This window comes from Gammaproteobacteria bacterium (assembly GCA_013151035.1).
In the GTDB taxonomy this organism is placed as follows: domain Bacteria; phylum Pseudomonadota; class Gammaproteobacteria; order JAADJB01; family JAADJB01; genus JAADJB01.
On sequence record JAADJB010000013.1, the window covers coordinates 41,932 to 58,109 of the forward strand.

Annotated in this window: 17 protein-coding genes; 15 read left to right on the forward strand and 2 right to left on the reverse strand. The window is 49.4% G+C overall.

Annotation, left to right across the window (positions count from 1 at the left end):
* Nucleotides 1–7: 7 nt before the first annotated feature.
* Nucleotides 8–853 (forward strand): 16S rRNA (cytidine(1402)-2'-O)-methyltransferase, encoded by an 846-nt coding sequence (gene rsmI, locus GXP22_02720; protein ID NOX08399.1) that lies wholly within the window; start codon nt 8–10, stop codon nt 851–853.
* A gap of 1 nt (nt 854) precedes the next feature.
* On the opposite strand, the gene queG is transcribed toward rsmI, so the two are convergent.
* Nucleotides 855–1,940, reverse strand: coding sequence for a tRNA epoxyqueuosine(34) reductase QueG (gene queG / locus GXP22_02725; GenBank protein ID NOX08400.1), 1,086 nt, complete (start codon nt 1,938–1,940; stop codon nt 855–857).
* A 95-nt stretch (nt 1,941–2,035) separates the two neighbouring features.
* Here queG and GXP22_02730 point away from each other — a divergent pair, with 95 nt between their 5' ends.
* The 7 genes from GXP22_02730 (at nt 2,036) to miaA (ending at nt 9,080) form a co-directional block, all read left to right on the forward strand.
* Nucleotides 2,036–2,845, forward strand: coding sequence for an NAD(P)H-hydrate dehydratase (locus GXP22_02730; protein NOX08401.1), 810 nt, complete (start codon nt 2,036–2,038; stop codon nt 2,843–2,845).
* A gap of 126 nt (nt 2,846–2,971) precedes the next feature.
* Nucleotides 2,972–3,289 carry a type II toxin-antitoxin system RelE/ParE family toxin gene (locus tag GXP22_02735; GenBank protein ID NOX08402.1) on the forward strand — a complete coding sequence of 106 codons (318 nt, stop codon included), beginning with the start codon at nt 2,972–2,974 and terminating at the stop codon, nt 3,287–3,289.
* A 168-nt stretch (nt 3,290–3,457) separates the two neighbouring features.
* On the forward strand, nt 3,458–3,919 hold the full coding sequence (gene tsaE, locus GXP22_02740) for a tRNA (adenosine(37)-N6)-threonylcarbamoyltransferase complex ATPase subunit type 1 TsaE (GenBank protein NOX08403.1): 462 nt from the start codon (nt 3,458–3,460) through the stop codon (nt 3,917–3,919).
* A 118-nt stretch (nt 3,920–4,037) separates the two neighbouring features.
* A complete protein-coding gene (locus tag GXP22_02745) occupies nt 4,038–5,213 on the forward strand; it encodes an AMIN domain-containing protein (GenBank protein NOX08404.1) in 1,176 nt (391 codons plus the stop codon).
* Between the two features lie 34 nt (nt 5,214–5,247).
* A complete protein-coding gene (locus tag GXP22_02750; GenBank protein NOX08405.1) occupies nt 5,248–6,132 on the forward strand; it encodes an HDOD domain-containing protein in 885 nt (294 codons plus the stop codon).
* Nucleotides 6,133–6,339: 207 nt separating this feature from the next.
* Nucleotides 6,340–8,133, forward strand: a complete 1,794-nt coding sequence (gene mutL, locus GXP22_02755) for a DNA mismatch repair endonuclease MutL (protein ID NOX08406.1) — start codon at nt 6,340–6,342, stop codon at nt 8,131–8,133.
* 38 nt (nt 8,134–8,171) lie between these two features.
* Entirely contained in the window at nt 8,172–9,080 is a 909-nt protein-coding gene (gene miaA, locus GXP22_02760) for a tRNA (adenosine(37)-N6)-dimethylallyltransferase MiaA (GenBank protein ID NOX08407.1), read from the forward strand.
* On the opposite strand, the gene GXP22_02765 is transcribed toward miaA, so the two are convergent.
* Nucleotides 9,055–9,426 carry a glutaredoxin gene (locus tag GXP22_02765; GenBank protein ID NOX08408.1) on the reverse strand — a complete coding sequence of 124 codons (372 nt, stop codon included), beginning with the start codon at nt 9,424–9,426 and terminating at the stop codon, nt 9,055–9,057. The two genes, miaA and GXP22_02765, sit on opposite strands and share 26 nt — an antisense overlap.
* Before the next feature lie 240 nt (nt 9,427–9,666).
* Here GXP22_02765 and hfq point away from each other — a divergent pair, with 240 nt between their 5' ends.
* The 7 genes from hfq to GXP22_02800 all read left to right on the forward strand — a co-directional run bounded on the left by hfq (nt 9,667) and on the right by GXP22_02800 (nt 16,177).
* Nucleotides 9,667–9,933 (forward strand): RNA chaperone Hfq, encoded by a 267-nt coding sequence (gene hfq, locus GXP22_02770; GenBank protein ID NOX08409.1) that lies wholly within the window; start codon nt 9,667–9,669, stop codon nt 9,931–9,933.
* A gap of 62 nt (nt 9,934–9,995) precedes the next feature.
* Entirely contained in the window at nt 9,996–11,315 is a 1,320-nt protein-coding gene (gene hflX, locus GXP22_02775; protein ID NOX08410.1) for a GTPase HflX, read from the forward strand.
* A gap of 54 nt (nt 11,316–11,369) precedes the next feature.
* Entirely contained in the window at nt 11,370–12,563 is a 1,194-nt protein-coding gene (gene hflK, locus GXP22_02780) for an FtsH protease activity modulator HflK (GenBank protein ID NOX08411.1), read from the forward strand.
* Nucleotides 12,563–13,435, forward strand: a complete 873-nt coding sequence (hflC, locus tag GXP22_02785; GenBank protein ID NOX08412.1) for a protease modulator HflC — start codon at nt 12,563–12,565, stop codon at nt 13,433–13,435. The genes hflK and hflC overlap by 1 nt, the downstream gene beginning before the upstream one ends.
* 15 nt (nt 13,436–13,450) lie before the next feature.
* Nucleotides 13,451–13,636: a DUF2065 domain-containing protein gene (locus GXP22_02790; protein NOX08413.1), complete on the forward strand. Its 186-nt coding sequence runs from the start codon at nt 13,451–13,453 to the stop codon at nt 13,634–13,636.
* 26 nt (nt 13,637–13,662) lie between these two features.
* Nucleotides 13,663–14,853 carry an ATP phosphoribosyltransferase regulatory subunit gene (locus GXP22_02795; GenBank protein ID NOX08414.1) on the forward strand — a complete coding sequence of 397 codons (1,191 nt, stop codon included), beginning with the start codon at nt 13,663–13,665 and terminating at the stop codon, nt 14,851–14,853.
* A 25-nt stretch (nt 14,854–14,878) separates the two neighbouring features.
* Nucleotides 14,879–16,177 carry an adenylosuccinate synthase gene (locus GXP22_02800; protein NOX08415.1) on the forward strand — a complete coding sequence of 433 codons (1,299 nt, stop codon included), beginning with the start codon at nt 14,879–14,881 and terminating at the stop codon, nt 16,175–16,177.
* The last annotated feature ends 1 nt before the right edge of the window (nt 16,178 follow it).

The following is a 16,178-nucleotide window of genomic DNA, read 5'->3' on the forward strand; positions in this document are numbered from 1 at the left end:
GTGAGTAATGTCAATTGATCCGGGTGTTTTATATATTGTCGCAACGCCGATAGGTAATCGGGAGGATATGAGTCAACGTGCAATTAATGTATTGCAACAAGTTGACCTTATTGCCGCAGAAGATACCCGTCACAGCCGCCCACTGCTGAATTTTTATGGGGTGCAGACCCGATTACAGGCCTTGCATGAGCATAATGAACAGCAGCGGGTGCCCGATCTGGTGGAACGATTACAGCGGGGGCTGTCGATTGCCTTGATCTCGGATGCCGGCACTCCTCTGATTAGTGATCCCGGTTACCCGCTGGTGCGCGCCTGCCGTGATGTGGGTTTACGGGTGGTGCCCGTACCCGGCGTGAGTGCCATCATTACCGCTTTGTCGGTTTCGGGACTACCGACAGACCGTTTTGTCTTTGAGGGGTTTCTTCCCGCTCGCGGTGGTGCACGAACAAGGTATCTACAAGCCTTGCTGGAAGAGAGCCGTACCCTGGTGTTTTATGAATCAAAGCATCGCATCCTGGATAGCCTGTTGGATATGCAAACCGTCTTTGGTGAAGATCGCCAGGTTGTTGTTGCCAGAGAATTGACCAAGACCTTCGAGACCATCAAGGGCGGCACACTGGCCGAGATTCTAAGCTGGATACAGGCCGATAGTGACCAGCAGCGCGGTGAATTTGTCATCATGCTACACGGCTATGTGGCCGATAAAAGTGATGAGCTAAATCCTGAACATGAACGTGTCCTGCGGATATTGTTAGCCGATCTACCCGTAAAGCAAGCCACCCACCTAGCCGCCGAGATCCTCGATGCCCGCCGCAACGACCTTTATAAACTAGCATTGCAGATCAAGGAGTAATTTAAACCGGGGTCTGACCCCGGTTTTCCAAGCCCCAAACTACATGCTCCCGCACCATCTCATCAGGAAACCCCAGGCGCGATTTTAACGCGGTTATAACATCATCCCGCTGCGGAGCATTACCCAACGCAACCGCAATATTTCGCAACCAGTGAATGTGCCCGATACGGCGAATGGCACTACCTTCCATTTTTTTCAAAAAAGTTGCTTCATCCCAGCTGAATAGTTCAACCAGAGTGCTGTGATCCAGTCGATGACGCGGCATGAAATCCGCCTCAAGGGTCTGCGTGGCAAAACGATTCCAGGGGCAGACCAGTTGACAGTCATCACAACCATAGATTCGATTACCAATAAGCGGACGAAATTCCAGTGGGATGCTACCCTTGAGTTCAATCGTCAGATAGGAAATACAACGTCGTGCATCCAGTTCATAGGGTGCCACAATTGCCTGGGTTGGGCAGATGTCGATGCAGGCCTGGCATTGACCACAGTGATTGTTAGCAGGCTCATCAACAGGTAGTTTAAGATCGGTGTATAACTCACCGAGAAAAAACCAGGAGCCGCGTTGTTTGTGGATCAGATTGGTATGTTTACCAACCCAGCCCAGCCCCGCTGCCTGAGCCAGTGATTTCTCCATCACCGGAGCGCTGTCACTAAAGGCGCGATAGGTGAAATCACCCGCGACCTCAGAGATTCGATTGGCCAACTTTTGCAGGCGATTACGAATTAACTTGTGGTAGTCACGACCCAGGGCATAACGTGAGATATAGGCAATATCCGCTTGTTCCAGTAGTCCCAGAGCGGATTGGTCAGGTTCCGGCCAATAGTTAAGCTGTACCGTTATGATCCGGCGGGTGCCCGGGATGAGTTGTTGGGGACGGCTACGTTTGCTGCCATGACTCGCCATATAACCCATTTCACCGTGATGTCCCTGTTTGAGCCAGTGTTGCAATTGTTGTTCAGCCTGTTCAATATCCGGATGAGTAATGCCCACTTGTTGAAAACCGAGTTCACGCCCCCACTGCTTGATATCAGCAGCGAGTTGAACCAGCTCTTCAGGTGAATGAGGATGAGATTTGGCAGGCATTCGCCTATGATACATAATCGGTAGGGTGCGTACCACGCACCATTGGGAGATGTCCCCTAAATTAGAGAAACATTATGCCCGTTCAATGCCAAACAATGAACAATAAGTTACTGAAATACTTCGCCACCCCCCGACCCCGTACCGCGCACAAGGGTGACTTCGGCCATGTATTAGTGATCGGTGGCGATCATGGTATGGCCGGATCAGTCGGTCTGGCGGCAATCGCCGCCTTGCGGGTAGGTGCCGGACGCGTCAGTGTGGTGACGCGTACAGCCCATATCACACCACTGATTGCACTGCGACCCGAACTGATGGTGCATGGGATGGAATCTGCGGAGGGTTTGCCAACTTTGTTGCCACAAGTCGATGGGGTGTTGATTGGCCCGGGTCTGGGGCAGGATGAATGGGGACAATCAGTATTGAATACCCTGTTAGCGGCATGGAATGGCCCTCTGGTGATGGATGCCGATGCCTTGAATCTTCTGGCTCTACAGCCGCAAAAAAGAGAGCAATGGATATTGACACCACACCCTGGTGAGGCCGGTCGATTATTGGGGATTGAAACATCAAAGGTACAGCAGGATCGTGAGACTGCTATTGCCTCCCTGGTCGAGCGTTTTGGTGGTGTGGTCGTACTGAAAGGTGCCGGTACATTGGTGCTGGCTGAAGAAGCCCCGATGTCCTGTTGCCATAAAGGCAATCCGGGGATGGCAACAGCAGGTATGGGTGATGTCCTGGCTGGGGTTATCGCCGGTCTGTCTGCACAGGGTCTATCACCATTGGATGCGGCTAATATCGGGGTTTATATCCATGCGCTGGCGGGTGATCGTGCGGCTGAAAAAGGTGAGCGCGGTATGTTGGCAGGGGATGTGTTGCTGGAGCTACGGAATTTGGTGAATCCTTAAGCGAGTCAATGACTACGAACTAACATAAAGTCGTATGCGTATTTTAGAAGGTATCGCACGCGGTGAGACTGCGATATTAGAAAATCGCATATTTACTCAAACAGAAGCAAAAGAAAAAATGAGTAAATGGCTCAAATAATCTGGACAGAGCCAGCATTACAAAATTTAAACGAGATTGCTGAGTATATTGCACTGGATAAAATGAGTGCGGCTAATGAGCTGGTGCAAAAAGTCTTTTCAAGTACAGAGCGACTTGAGTCATTGCCTGAATCAGGTCGTAAACCTCCGGAGTTTGATGATTCACGTTATCTGGAAATAATTGTGAATCCATGCCGTATCTTTTATAGAATTGAAAAAGAAAAGATCTATATCCTTTATGTGATGCGATGTGAAAGACAACTCAGAAATTATTTACTGGATAATCGTGCAAATGAAAGTTGCTGATAAATCAACTTTATGAAGTCTGCTCCTGATTCCCCACGATATAACTCTGCCCTTAGACCTAATGCTGCGTAATACGCACCCTATCGCTTAAGATGGCACCATCACGGTAGGGTGCGCACTGCGCACCATCTTATTCTACGGTTATGAATCAGGTATACTGCCTCCCCAATGAATGGGCAAAGAATTAATTCGTCGGTAGAGATGGAGCAGCTGGGGGCTGCCCTGGCTAAGGCCTGCCGATCCGGTGGCCTGATCTTTCTTGAAGGTGAGCTCGGTGCGGGCAAGACCACGCTGGTGCGAGGCCTTTTGCGCGCGCTGGGTTGGCAGGGCAAGGTCAAGAGTCCCACCTATACCTTGTTGGAGGACTATGAGATTGATGGGTATCAAATCTGTCACATGGATCTCTATCGTCTGCTTGATCCCGAGGAGCTGGAGTGGCTGGGTATTCGTGATGTATTGAATCAGGATACCTTGTGCCTGGTGGAGTGGCCGGATAAGGGCAGCGGGATATTGCCTGCGCCGGATCTCAGGGTGGAGATCCACTATCGGGGTGAGGCTCGGGAGGTGCATCTGTTGGCCTCTGGGGATGTGGGTGATGCGATTCTTTCAAATATGAATGCATTAACTTAGAAGTACGCCCTATCTATCTATTTTACATAGTAAAACCTTGATTTTTTCTGCTGGTTGTGAGATATATAACGATCAGCGATAAAGGTAGGCAGCAGTGATTCGATGTGAAACAGGTAATATGCGTCATCAACGGGGTTATGAATACCTTGTGTGGACTGTGTTTTTGTTGTGTTCTTTATTTTCTGCTCAGTGGGTTTACGCGGCAGAGATTCAAGGTGTGCGTCTATGGGCGGCACCAGATAATACCCGCATCGTATTTGATACCAGTGCGGCGGTGCAACATTCTCTGTTTACCTTGAAAAATCCGGACCGGGTGGTGATTGACCTCAAGGGGTCACAACTGACCACTCAACTTCGTGGTCTCGATTTTAGCAAGGGCTATGTGAGTAAGATTCGTAGTGCTAGTCGTGGTCAGGATGATCTGCGCATTGTGCTGGATCTTAAAGATGCAGTGCGTCCCAGAAGTTTTTCCTTGATGCCGAACGGCGATTATGGATACCGCCTTGTGGTGGATCTATTTGCGCGTGCAGACAAGGTGACGCATAAGAAGGTGCGCACAATCCCTCAGGCTGAAACGGCACGCGATCTAGTGATTGCGATTGATGCCGGGCATGGTGGTGAAGACCCGGGGGCAGGGGGTCGTAGTGGTACTAAGGAAAAGGATGTGATGTTGGCAGTTGCCCGTCGTCTGGCTAAACTGGTTGATAGAGAACCGGGTATGCGGGCGGTGTTGATTCGAGATGGAGATTATTTTATTCGTTTACGTGATCGGGTACGCAAGGCAAGGAAGCATAAGGCGGATTTATTTATATCGATCCATGCGGATGCCTTCAGGGATCGGCGTGCACGCGGTTCATCAGTCTATGTTTTGTCCGACCGAGGAGCGAGTTCGGAGATGGCGCGTTGGTTGGCAAGAAGAGAAAATAATGCAGATTTAGTCGGCGGGGTGAGCCTGGATGATAAGGATGATCTGTTAAAGAGTGTGTTGCTGGATTTATCACGTTCGCATAGTATTGAAGCCAGCATGAAAGTGGGAGGTAATATCCTCGATGGACTGAAGAATATCGGGCGTGTGCATAAGCGCAAGGTGCAACATGCAGGTTTTGCGGTCTTGAAATCGCTTGACGTTCCCTCTATTCTGGTCGAGACAGCGTTTATCTCAAACCCTAAAGAAGAACGTCAATTGCGTGATCCCGGTCATCAGGATAAACTGGCTAACGCGATGCTAGTTGGGATCCGTGCTTATTTCAGAAAAAATCCTCCGCTGGGTAGTCTGTTGGCCCGGCGTGACTAGCTAATTAACTGCAAGTTATTATCAGGTTACTACTATGGGTCAGGAATTATCAAAGGATCAGATTGAAGAGGTATTAAAGGGGATTACGATCCCGCCACAACCACAGATTATTGTAGATGTGCAGATGGAACAGGCGATGCCTAATCCTGATATTGATATGATTGCTGATCTGATTAGTAAGGATATCGGGATCTCCGGAAAGATATTAAAGACGGTGAATTCTCCCTTTTTTGGTCTGCGCAACCGTATCGCCTCTATTAAACAGGCAGTCACTCTGTTGGGTATTGATAGTGTGATCAACCTGATGAATGCCATGTCTATGCATGACAAGATGCTGGATAGTCAGGGTATGAGCGATGAAGCATTTTCTTTTATGAGTCGTTTCTGGGATACGGCGGCTGATATTGCCATGGCCTCTTCCAGTATTGCCAAACAGATTGGTTTTCAATCACCGGATGAGGCCTATTCTATGGGGCTGTTCCATAATTCGGGTGTGCCGTTGCTGATGCAGCGTTTCTCTCAATACGATATCAATATGATCAAGGAATCTTATAATGGTGAGGAAGATCGTGTTATTGATGTGGAGAATAAACACCTTGATACCAATCATGCGGTGCTCGGCTACTATATTGCCAAGTCCTGGCGACTACCGTTACCTGTGTGCGAGGCCATTGCTCGTCATCATGATGTGAGGCGTATATTTTCTAATCCGGATTCCTACGATTCCGAGTTAGTTAATCTGTTGGCGATTTTGAAGATGGCCGAGCATATTGTGCGTTACTATTCGGTGATTGGTGGGCAGGATGTCGATCACGAATGGGACTCGATCAAGGATGACTTGTTGATGTATGTGGGCTTTAGTGAGTATGACTTTGATGATCTGACCAGCAGTTGTCATGATATGGGGTTAGGTGCGTAGTATTGTTATTTTTATCTGCCGGGTTCGAGACATGAAAACATTAATTTCCAATTTGTCATCCTCGCGTAGGCGGGGATCTATTGTCTTGATTGACAGGATGGATTCCCGCCTACGCGGGAATGACAGTGGTAGGGTGCGTACCACGCACCATGGTTTAATGAATTGCCTGCATAGGAATAACAATGGTAGGTTAATAGGATAGTAGTAATGCCTATACAGCAATTACCGATACAGTTAATTAATCAAATTGCTGCCGGAGAGGTGGTGGAACGTCCTGCCTCGGTGGTTAAAGAATTGTTGGAAAACAGCCTGGATGCGGGTGCTAGCAAGATCGAGGTTGATGTGGAGTTGGGTGGCAAGCGCCTGATCCGTGTGCGTGATAATGGTTGTGGCATCAGCCGTGATGAATTGTCTTTGGCGTTGTCGCGACATGCAACCAGTAAGATCGCCAACCTGGAAGAATTGGAGTGTGTCACCAGCCTGGGCTTTCGTGGTGAGGCGTTGCCGAGTATTGCATCGGTGGCGGATTTCAGTATGCAGTCCAGTACCGAGGACATGGATAGTGGCTGGCAGATCCGTGATGACGGTGGTGATAACAAGAGTGAATTGTCCCCCGTTGCCAGGGTTGATGGTAGTATCGTTGAGGTCAGGGATCTGTTCTTTAATGTCCCGGCAAGGCGCAAATTTCTGCGTGCGGATAATACTGAATTCAAACATCTGGAAGGTGTCATGCGACGTATGGCATTGAGTCGTTTTGATGTTGAATTTCAGTTGCGCCACAATCAAAAGGTGATCTGGCGTTTACCACGGGCAATGGATCAGCGGCAGGCACAAGCGCGGATTGCTACACTTTGTGGTAAGCCCTTTATCGAACATGCGATTACTATTGAGCAGGAAGCGGCAGGATTAAAACTGTCGGGCTGGATTGCCCTGCCGGAGTTCTCGCGTAGTCAGCAGGATCTACAATTTTTCTTTGTTAATGGACGCATGGTGCGTGACAAGTTGATTGTGCATGCGATTCGGCAGGCCTATCGGGATGTGCTTTATCATGGCCGTCATTCCGCCTTTGTTTTGTTTTTACAACTCGATCCGTCGACGGTGGATGTGAATGTTCACCCTGCCAAGTCTGAGGTGCGCTTTCGTGAATCACGCATGGTGCATGATTTCCTGTTTTCCAGTCTGCATCGAGCGTTGGCACAGGTGCGTCCGGGTGAGGTGAAGGTCGCGGAAACACAAGGAGAATCATCTCAATACAGCGCATCACCGGCTTCCGCTAATACCAACAGCTGGTCTGCAAACCAGCAACGGAATATGCCATTAAGAGATGTGGCGGGTGTGATGGATTCCTATGCCGGTTTGTACGCCCTGGAGAAGGATACCCAGACTGCTATGCCAATGGTTTCTGATGAGGATCAGGATGCACCACTGGGTTATGCGATTGCTCAGTTACATGGGGTGTTTATTCTGGCGCAAAATAGCCAGGGGCTGGTGGTGGTTGATATGCATGCCGCCCATGAGCGGATTACCTATGAGGGTATGAAACAGGCCTGGGGCGGAAGCGGTTTGGTGGCGCAGCCCTTGTTGGTGCCGGTGAGCATGAATGTCAGTACCCGCGAGGCCGATCTGGTCGAGGCGCATGCTGAGGTGTTTAATCAGTTGGGTCTGGAAGTGGATCGAATGGCACCGGATGCCTTGTTGGTGCGCCGTGTGCCGGTATTGTTGCAGGGTGCCGATGCGCAACAATTGGTGATGGATGTGATTGCCGATGTCGAGACCTATGGTTTGAGTAATCGTCTACAAGAGGAAATCAATACCGTGTTGGCGACCATGGCCTGTCATGGCTCGGTGCGTGCTAACAGGGAGTTGAGTCTCACCGAGATGAATGTCCTGTTGCGTGATATGGAACGCACGGAACGCAGTGGGCAATGTAATCATGGGCGGCCAACCTGGGTGCAGCTGGATATGAAGGCACTGGATAATCTGTTTATGCGGGGTCGTTAGTGGCGGTATCTGTGAGTTTGCCGCCAGCCATCTTGCTGATGGGGCCAACCGCCTCGGGTAAGACGGCGCTGGCGGTTGAGCTTTGCAAACACTTTCCTTGTGACATTATTAGCGTTGATTCTGCACTGGTTTATCGGGGGATGGATATTGGCACCGCCAAGCCGGATGCGACCTTGTTGCAGCAGGCCCCTCATCGTTTGATTGATATTCGAGAAGTTACTCAGCCCTATTCAGCGGCTGAATTTCGCGAAGATGCCTTGCGTGAGATGAAACAGATTGTGGCTGCCGGTCGGATTCCCTTGTTGGTCGGGGGGACGATGTTGTATTTCAGGACGCTGGAACAGGGAATCGCGGAGTTGCCTGCAGCAGATCCAGCGGTGCGTGCGCAGTTGGAGCAAGAAGCGTTAGCGTTGGGCTGGGATGTCATGCATCAGCGTTTGCAGCAGATTGACCCGGTTGCTGCACAACGTATCCACCCCAATGACCCCCAACGTATTCAACGGGCATTAGAGGTGCATGTTATTACCGGTAAGTCGATGACAGAGTGGTTTACGTTAGCCGACTCCAGCCCATCGCCTTATCGTTTTATCAAGCTGGTGTTGGCGCCTGAAAGTCGTACTGTTTTGCATGCACGTATTAGCGATCGTTTTGATGCTATGTTGGAACAAGGGTTTATCGAGGAGGTGCGTGACTTTTATCAACGCGAGGACGTGCATGCCAATCTGCCTGCCATGCGTGCGGTGGGTTATCGCCAGGCCTGGATGTATCTACAGGGGGAATATTCAATGGCCGAGTTGCGTGAGCGGGGTATTATTGCCACCCGGCAGTATGCTAAGCGACAACTCACCTGGTTGCGTAGCGAGGAGAATGCGCACTGGTTTGATAGCAGTGAAGGGGTTCCGGTGGAGCAGGTGATAGCGTTTATTGAGTCCCAAAGCGTTTGTTGAGTAAGGCAATGATTTCGGCTGATTCGTATAGCCACTGGATGTTTCCATCCTCTTCGATGCGCAGGCAAGGCACCTTGATCTCGCCGCCTCCTGTTTCGAGTTCCTGGCGATAGATAGATCCCTTACTGGCGTCGCGGTATTCCATCGGTAGATTCAGTTTGTAAATGGTACGACGGGTACGCACACAAAAAGGGCAGCGTTTGAATTGATACAGGCTCATCTTGCCGACTTGTTGATCGATGAGCGCCTGATCTGCATTGTTACGCTTCTTTTTTCGAGGCAGGGTAACAAAATTGATGATGACGATGAGTTGGCCGAGACCTTCCCGGAGGATTTTTAATAACATTTTGATCACACTTATTCTAACGAGTTAGAGTGTAACACGCTGTCTGGATGTTGGGCAGAGGTTTCTTGATTGATATTTTAATCAAAGGGGCTGTTAATAATTAGAATTTGTATGCTACACTCTGCTTTTAATGTGTGTCGTGCCTTGGTGTTGAGTCAGTGATTGGCGGAACTTACGGCACACGTTGGTGTATAGTAATAACAGTTGACAGTATAACTAACAATTTTCAGGAGAGATAACATGTCAAAAGGTCAGTCCCTGCAAGACCCTTTTTTGAATGCCTTGCGTCGTGAACGGATACCCGTATCGATTTTTTTGGTGAATGGTATTAAGTTACAGGGTCAGATTGAATCTTTCGACCAGTTTGTTGTGTTGTTAAAGAATAATGTCAGTCAGATGGTTTACAAACATGCGATTTCGACGGTAGTACCTGCGCGTAATGTGCGTATGCCGACGACCCATGAGGATGACGATGCCGATGCCGCCCCTTCTCCGGGTAATGTCTAGAGATCACCGCATACTATTGGTTTCTTGTATAACGCTCTTGTTCCGATCAGAGGATTATTCTTTTGTTTGAACGTCCCCGTAATGGGGATCGAGCTGTTCTTGTTTGCCTCATTTTTCCAAACGACGATACGGGTGATGATTCATCCGAGTTTTCCGAGTTAGCGCGTGCCGCTGGTGCCGATCCAGTGGCTCATATCTCCGGGCGCAGGCAACGTCCTGATCCACACCTTTTTGTTGGTCGGGGTAAGGCGGATGAGATTCGTGAGCAACTGGATGCTAACGATGCCGATCTGGTATTGTTTGATCATATTCTGTCGCCTAGTCAGGAACGCAATCTGGAACAGTATCTCAAGTGTCGAGTGCTGGATAGAACCACACTGATTCTTGATATCTTTGCGCAACGTGCGCGTTCATTTGAAGGTAAATTACAAGTTGAGTTAGCGCAATTGCGTCACCTTTCCACCCGTCTGGTGCGAGGTTGGACTCATCTGGAACGGCAGAAGGGCGGTATTGGTCTGCGTGGGCCGGGTGAAACCCAGTTAGAGACTGATCGTCGTTTGTTGAGTGCGCGTATTAAAACGCTGCGTAAACGCCTGGATAAGGTCCAACGTCAACGGCAACAGAGTCGGCGTGGGCGACGGGAAGTGCCAGTGGTCTCTTTGGTCGGTTATACCAATGCGGGTAAATCAACCTTATTTAATGCCTTGACCGGGGCTGAAGTGTTTGCCGCTGATCAGTTGTTTGCGACCCTCGATCCAACCATGCGTCGCCTGAATCTGAGGGGAGTGGGTGAAGTCGTGTTTGCCGATACCGTCGGTTTTATCCGGGATTTGCCTCATGATCTGGTGGCCGCTTTTCGATCCACACTGGATGAGACGCGTGAGGCAGATTTATTGCTGCATGTGATTGATGCCAGTGATCCTGAACGCAGTGAGCATATTGCTCAGGTACAGGAGGTGCTGGATGAGATTGATGCCGGTGATGTCCCTCAGTTGCAGGTCTATAACAAGATTGATTTGCTGGCGCATGATTGCCAGCCCCGGATGGAGTGCGATGAGGATGGTTTGCCGTTGCGTGTATGGCTTTCAGCTCAGCAAGAGCAAGGCTTTGAGGTCCTGCTTGAGGCATTGACCCGGTTCTTTAGCGAAGGTCAGGTGCAGGGCTGGTTGCAGGTGCCATTGACCGCAGGGCGTTTACGGGCACATCTGTATACCGCCTCAGCTATTTTGGATGAACGGGAACTGAAACAGGGTGGTTGGTGTCTCAAGGTTCGTATGTTACAACATGAGCTGGAACAATTGTGCCTAAAGAACGGGGTTGATAGTGAATTGTATCCCGAAATACCCGAGGTAAACCTTGCAGATAGCGTGCAAGCCTCTTAGAATTAGCACAAATCAGCATTAGCATAACTAATTGTAAAAAAACTGGAGTTAATAATGGCTTGGAATGAGCCGGGTAATAAAAACCCATGGGGAGATGGTGGCAATAATCAGTCACCCCCCGATCTTGATGAAGTGTTGCGTAAGTTACAAAAGCGCATGAGTGGACTATTTGGTGGTGGATCAGGTAAAGGTTCTGGTTCCTCTCCTGCGATTATGGGGTGGTTATTCCCGGTGATTGCGGTGGTCTGGTTGTTGTCGGGGATTTATATTGTCGATGAAGGCAAACGTGGTGTCATTCTGCGTTTTGGTGAATTTATTGAATCCACCATGCCAGGGCCTCATTGGCGTGTGCCCTATCCGGTTGAGACGGTCAAGCTGGTCGATGTGGAACAGCGTCGTTTTGTCGAAGTGGGTTATCGTTCTTCGGGTGGACGTAATCAGTCGACAGTGACTGTGGCGCGGGAATCGCTGATGTTGACCAATGATGAGAATATTGTCAGCGTACAGATGGCAGTGCAATATCAGGTCAAGAATGCGCGTGATTATCTGTTTAATGTGCGTAATCCGGATGATACCCTGAAGCAGGCAACTGAGAGTGCCTTGCGTGAGGTGATTGGTAAGAGCAATATGGATTTTGTCCTGACCGAGGGACGTAGCGAAGTTGCTGCCCGGGTGAAACAGTTGATTCAGGATATTCTGGATCAATACAATACGGGTCTGTTGGTTACCACGGCCAATCTGTTGGATGCACAGCCGCCGGAAGAAGTGCAGGCGGCCTTTGCCGATGCTATTAAGGCGCGTGAGGATGAACAACGCTTGAAGAATGAGGCTGAAACCTATTCCAATGGTGTTATTCCCAAGGCGCGTGGTATGGCTGCACGTCAGATGGAAGAAGCTAATGCCTATAAAGAACGTGTGATTGCACAGGCTGAAGGTGAGACCAGTCGTTTCATCAAGATGTATGATGAGTACAAGAAAGCACCGGAGGTGACGCGCAAGCGTTTGTATCTGGATACCATGGAGTCGGTGTTGACGCGTAGCACCAAGGTTACCGTGGATATGAGTAATAATAATAGTTTGATGTACCTGCCGTTGGATAAGTTGTTTAGTGGTGGTTCTACACGCACATTAACACCACAAAATATTCAATCTAAGGCTACCAGACTTCTTAATAGCCGTGGAGGCAAGATGAGTGAACGAGTTGATCAACGTCGTGGTGATGGGCGACAGGTACGGGAGTCACGATAATGGCTAAATTAACAACAGTAGGAAGCATTGCACTGATCCTGGCTTTACTGGTGGGTGCCTTTTCCACCTTTAGCGTTAATGAATGGGAACGTGCAATCCTGTTCCGTTTGGGTGAGATTCGATCGGTTGATTTCAAGCCGGGTCTGCATTTCAAGTGGCCCTTCGTGAATAATATCCGCAAGTTTGACGCCCGTGTGCTGACGTTGGATGTGAATCCGGAGCGTTTTCTGACGCAGGAAAAGAAGAACGTGATCGTTGATTCTTTTGTTAAGTGGAAGATTGATAATCTGGCTCGTTATTACACCGCAGTGTTGGGTGACGAGGCACATGCCCGCTTGCGTTTGGAGCAGATTATTAAGGATGGTATGCGCAGTGAATTTGGTAAACGGACTATTCGTGAGGTGGTCTCCGGTGAGCGTGCCGAGTTGCGTGATATTCTAACTAAAAGTGCTAATGAGCAGTCGAAAGAGATAGGTATTACGGTGGTTGATGTGCGAATCAAGCGAGTGGATCTACCTGAAGAGGTGAGTAACTCGGTGTTCCGTCGTATGGATGCAGAACGTGCCAGGGTTGCCAAGGATTTCCGTTCACGCGGTTTTGAGGCAGCGGAGAAGATTCGTGCCGATGCCGATCGTCAGCGTGAGGTGTTACAGGCCGAGGCCTATCGTGATGCCGAAAGAATACGGGGTGAGGGTGATGGACGTGCAGCAGCAATCTATGCTGAATCCTATGGTAAGGATCCTGAGTTTTATGCCTTTTATCGCAGTCTGGGTGCCTATCGTCGCGCCTTTAATAGCCCTGATAATCTATTGGTGCTGGAACCCGATGCTGAGTTCTTCCAGTATTTTAAGGATTCTAACGGGCGTCGTTGATTTTGATGAATTTCGATGTGGAGTGAATTGCTGACGGCGGTTGCCCTGGTTCTGGTGATTGAGGGCTTTATGCCGTTTTTAAATCCGGCGGCTCTGCGCAAGACCTTAATGGCGATGATTCAGATGGACGATAAAAAAATGCGCTTGATGGGTCTGACTAGTATGATAGCCGGTGTGATTTTACTCTACGCTGTTCATTAATTGAAAGCGATTATATGTGAATGAAGATAATGAACCAAGAACGCTGGTTACTTCCTGACGGTATTGAAGAAATACTGCCCCCTGATTCATGGGTGGTTGAGAGTCTGCGTCGTGAATTGTTGGATCTTTACAAAAGCTGGGGCTATGACCTGATTATGCCGCCACTGGTTGAGTATCTGGAGTCTTTGTTGACGGGCAGTGGCGCGGATCTTGATCTCAAGACCTTTAAACTGATTGACCAGCAAAGTGGTCGCATGATGGGTGTGCGTGCCGATATAACACCTCAGGCGGCACGTATTGATGCACATAAGCTGCGCCGTAATGCGCCAGTGCGTCTTTGTTATCTGGATGCCGTGTTGCATACTTGTTCGGAGGGATTTGCCTCATCGAGAAGTCCCTTGCAGGTCGGTGCCGAGTTATTTGGGCACTCAGGCATTGATAGTGATGTCGAGGTTCTTTGTCTGATGCTTGAGACGCTGAAAAAAACAGGTGTCAAGGATGTTCATGTTGATCTGGGTCATGTGGGTATCTTTCGGGCATTGGCACAGGATGCAGGCTTAAGTGAGACGCAGGAGACACGCCTGTTCGATGCTATGCAACGTAAGGCTCTGCCGGAGATCGCTGAACAACTGAGTTCTTTGAATCTGGATGAAAAGGGTCAGCAATGTTTATCCCGTTTATCACGTCTGGCCTGTTTACACGGTGATGAGAGCGTTTTGGTTGAAGCGCATCAATTATTAGATGATGCGGGTGAGGCGGTGTGTGCGGCATTGCATAATCTGGAACAGATTGCCGTCCTGGTTAAGCAACGTGTACCCGATGTTACCCTGTTTTTTGATCTGGCAGAGTTACGTGGTTATGCCTTTCATACAGGTGTTGTTTTTGCTGCTTTTGTGGCCGGTTCCGGGCAGGAATTGGCGCGTGGTGGGCGTTATGACGATATTGGCGGGGTGTTTGGTCGCTCCCGCTCAGCGACGGGCTTTAGTGCCGATCTCAAGGTCTTGCTGAGGGTCGCTGCGGTCGAACAAGCGAATATGTGTGATGGTATTCTTGCACCGGCAGGCCACGATATTGATTTATTGCAGACCATACAGGATTTAAGGTGTTCCGGAGAACGGGTGGTGTGTGCGCTGGCTGAGTCAGAGGATACGACAGTAATGTGTTGTGATCGGGTACTGGAACAGCAGAATGGTCAGTGGGTAGTTGTAAAACTTTAGCTAAAAAACAAAAAAGAGAAGTGATATGGGTAAGAATGTTGTAGTAATTGGTACGCAATGGGGTGATGAAGGCAAGGGTAAGGTTGTTGACTTGCTAACAGATCGTGCCTCAGCCGTTGTGCGTTTTCAAGGCGGACATAATGCAGGACATACCCTGGTTATTGATGGCGAAAAGACCGTGCTGCATCTGATTCCCTCTGGTGTTTTACGTGAGGGTGTGCAATGCCTGATTGGTAATGGTGTCGTGCTTTCGCCGCAGGCTCTGCTGGAAGAAATGGATATGTTGGAGAGCAATGGCGTACCCGCTAGTGAACGCATTAAAATTAGTGAGGCGTGTCCGTTAATTATGCCTTACCATGTGGCGCTAGATCAGGCGCGCGAGATTGCCCGTGGTAAAAAAGCTATTGGTACCACCGGGCGTGGTATTGGCCCTGCCTATGAAGATAAAGTATCACGTCGTGGTCTGCGTTTGGGTGATTTATTTAATCCAGAACGCTTTAGTAGCAAGTTGAGCGAGGTTCTGGATTACCATAATTTCTCACTGCAACATTATTTCAAACAACCCACGGTTGATGTGCAAAAGGTGCTGGATGAAGGTCTGGCGATGGCGGAGCGGTTAAGACCGATGGTGGGTGATGTGCCGGAGATCCTGTATCAGTGCCAGAAGCGTGGCGAGAGTGTGTTATTTGAAGGCGCTCAGGGGACCTTGCTGGATATTGATCATGGTACTTATCCTTTTGTAACTTCATCCACGACAACAGCAGGTGGTGCAGCCAGTGGTAGTGGCGTCGGCCCTGCTGTACTGGATTATATTCTGGGTATAACCAAGGCCTATACCACGCGTGTGGGTGCCGGGCCTTTCCCGACCGAGTTATTTGATGACGTGGGTGAATATCTGGGTACCAAGGGTAATGAGTTTGGTGCAACAACCGGCCGTTCACGTCGTTGTGGTTGGTTTGATGCCGTTGCCCTGCGCCGCGCTAATCAGATTAATAGTCTGACCGGTTTGTGTATTACCAAGCTGGATGTGCTGGATGGTCTGGATACGCTGAAGATCTGTGTTGCCTACAAGAGTATCAGTGATGGTAGTGATCGTGTTACGCCACCGATTGGTGCCGAAGAATTTGCTGATTGCGAACCCGTGTATGAAGAAATGCCAGGCTGGCAGGAATCAACCGCAGGTCTGCAGGATTATGATGCCCTGCCTGCCAATGCCAAAGCCTATCTGAAACGCCTGGAAGAGGTGGTTGAGGTACCAGTGGATATGATCTCAACCGGACCAGATCGTAACGATAATATTATTCTAAGACATCCCTACGAATAGC

Bases quoted from the DNA above. Each gene is read 5' to 3' on its own strand.
- rsmI (NOX08399.1), top strand. From the start codon at position 8: ATGTCAATTGATCCGGGTGTTTTATATATTGTCGCAACGCCGATAGGT.
- queG (NOX08400.1), bottom strand. From the start codon at position 1,940: ATGCCTGCCAAATCTCATCCTCATTCACCTGAAGAGCTGGTTCAACTC.
- GXP22_02730 (NOX08401.1), top strand. From the start codon at position 2,036: ATGAACAATAAGTTACTGAAATACTTCGCCACCCCCCGACCCCGTACC.
- GXP22_02735 (NOX08402.1), top strand. From the start codon at position 2,972: ATGGCTCAAATAATCTGGACAGAGCCAGCATTACAAAATTTAAACGAG.
- tsaE (NOX08403.1), top strand. From the start codon at position 3,458: ATGAATGGGCAAAGAATTAATTCGTCGGTAGAGATGGAGCAGCTGGGG.
- GXP22_02745 (NOX08404.1), top strand. From the start codon at position 4,038: ATGCGTCATCAACGGGGTTATGAATACCTTGTGTGGACTGTGTTTTTG.
- GXP22_02750 (NOX08405.1), top strand. From the start codon at position 5,248: ATGGGTCAGGAATTATCAAAGGATCAGATTGAAGAGGTATTAAAGGGG.
- mutL (NOX08406.1), top strand. From the start codon at position 6,340: ATGCCTATACAGCAATTACCGATACAGTTAATTAATCAAATTGCTGCC.
- miaA (NOX08407.1), top strand. From the start codon at position 8,172: ATGGGGCCAACCGCCTCGGGTAAGACGGCGCTGGCGGTTGAGCTTTGC.
- GXP22_02765 (NOX08408.1), bottom strand. From the start codon at position 9,426: ATGTTATTAAAAATCCTCCGGGAAGGTCTCGGCCAACTCATCGTCATC.
- hfq (NOX08409.1), top strand. From the start codon at position 9,667: ATGTCAAAAGGTCAGTCCCTGCAAGACCCTTTTTTGAATGCCTTGCGT.
- hflK (NOX08411.1), top strand. From the start codon at position 11,370: ATGGCTTGGAATGAGCCGGGTAATAAAAACCCATGGGGAGATGGTGGC.
- hflC (NOX08412.1), top strand. From the start codon at position 12,563: ATGGCTAAATTAACAACAGTAGGAAGCATTGCACTGATCCTGGCTTTA.
- GXP22_02790 (NOX08413.1), top strand. From the start codon at position 13,451: ATGTGGAGTGAATTGCTGACGGCGGTTGCCCTGGTTCTGGTGATTGAG.
- GXP22_02800 (NOX08415.1), top strand. From the start codon at position 14,879: ATGGGTAAGAATGTTGTAGTAATTGGTACGCAATGGGGTGATGAAGGC.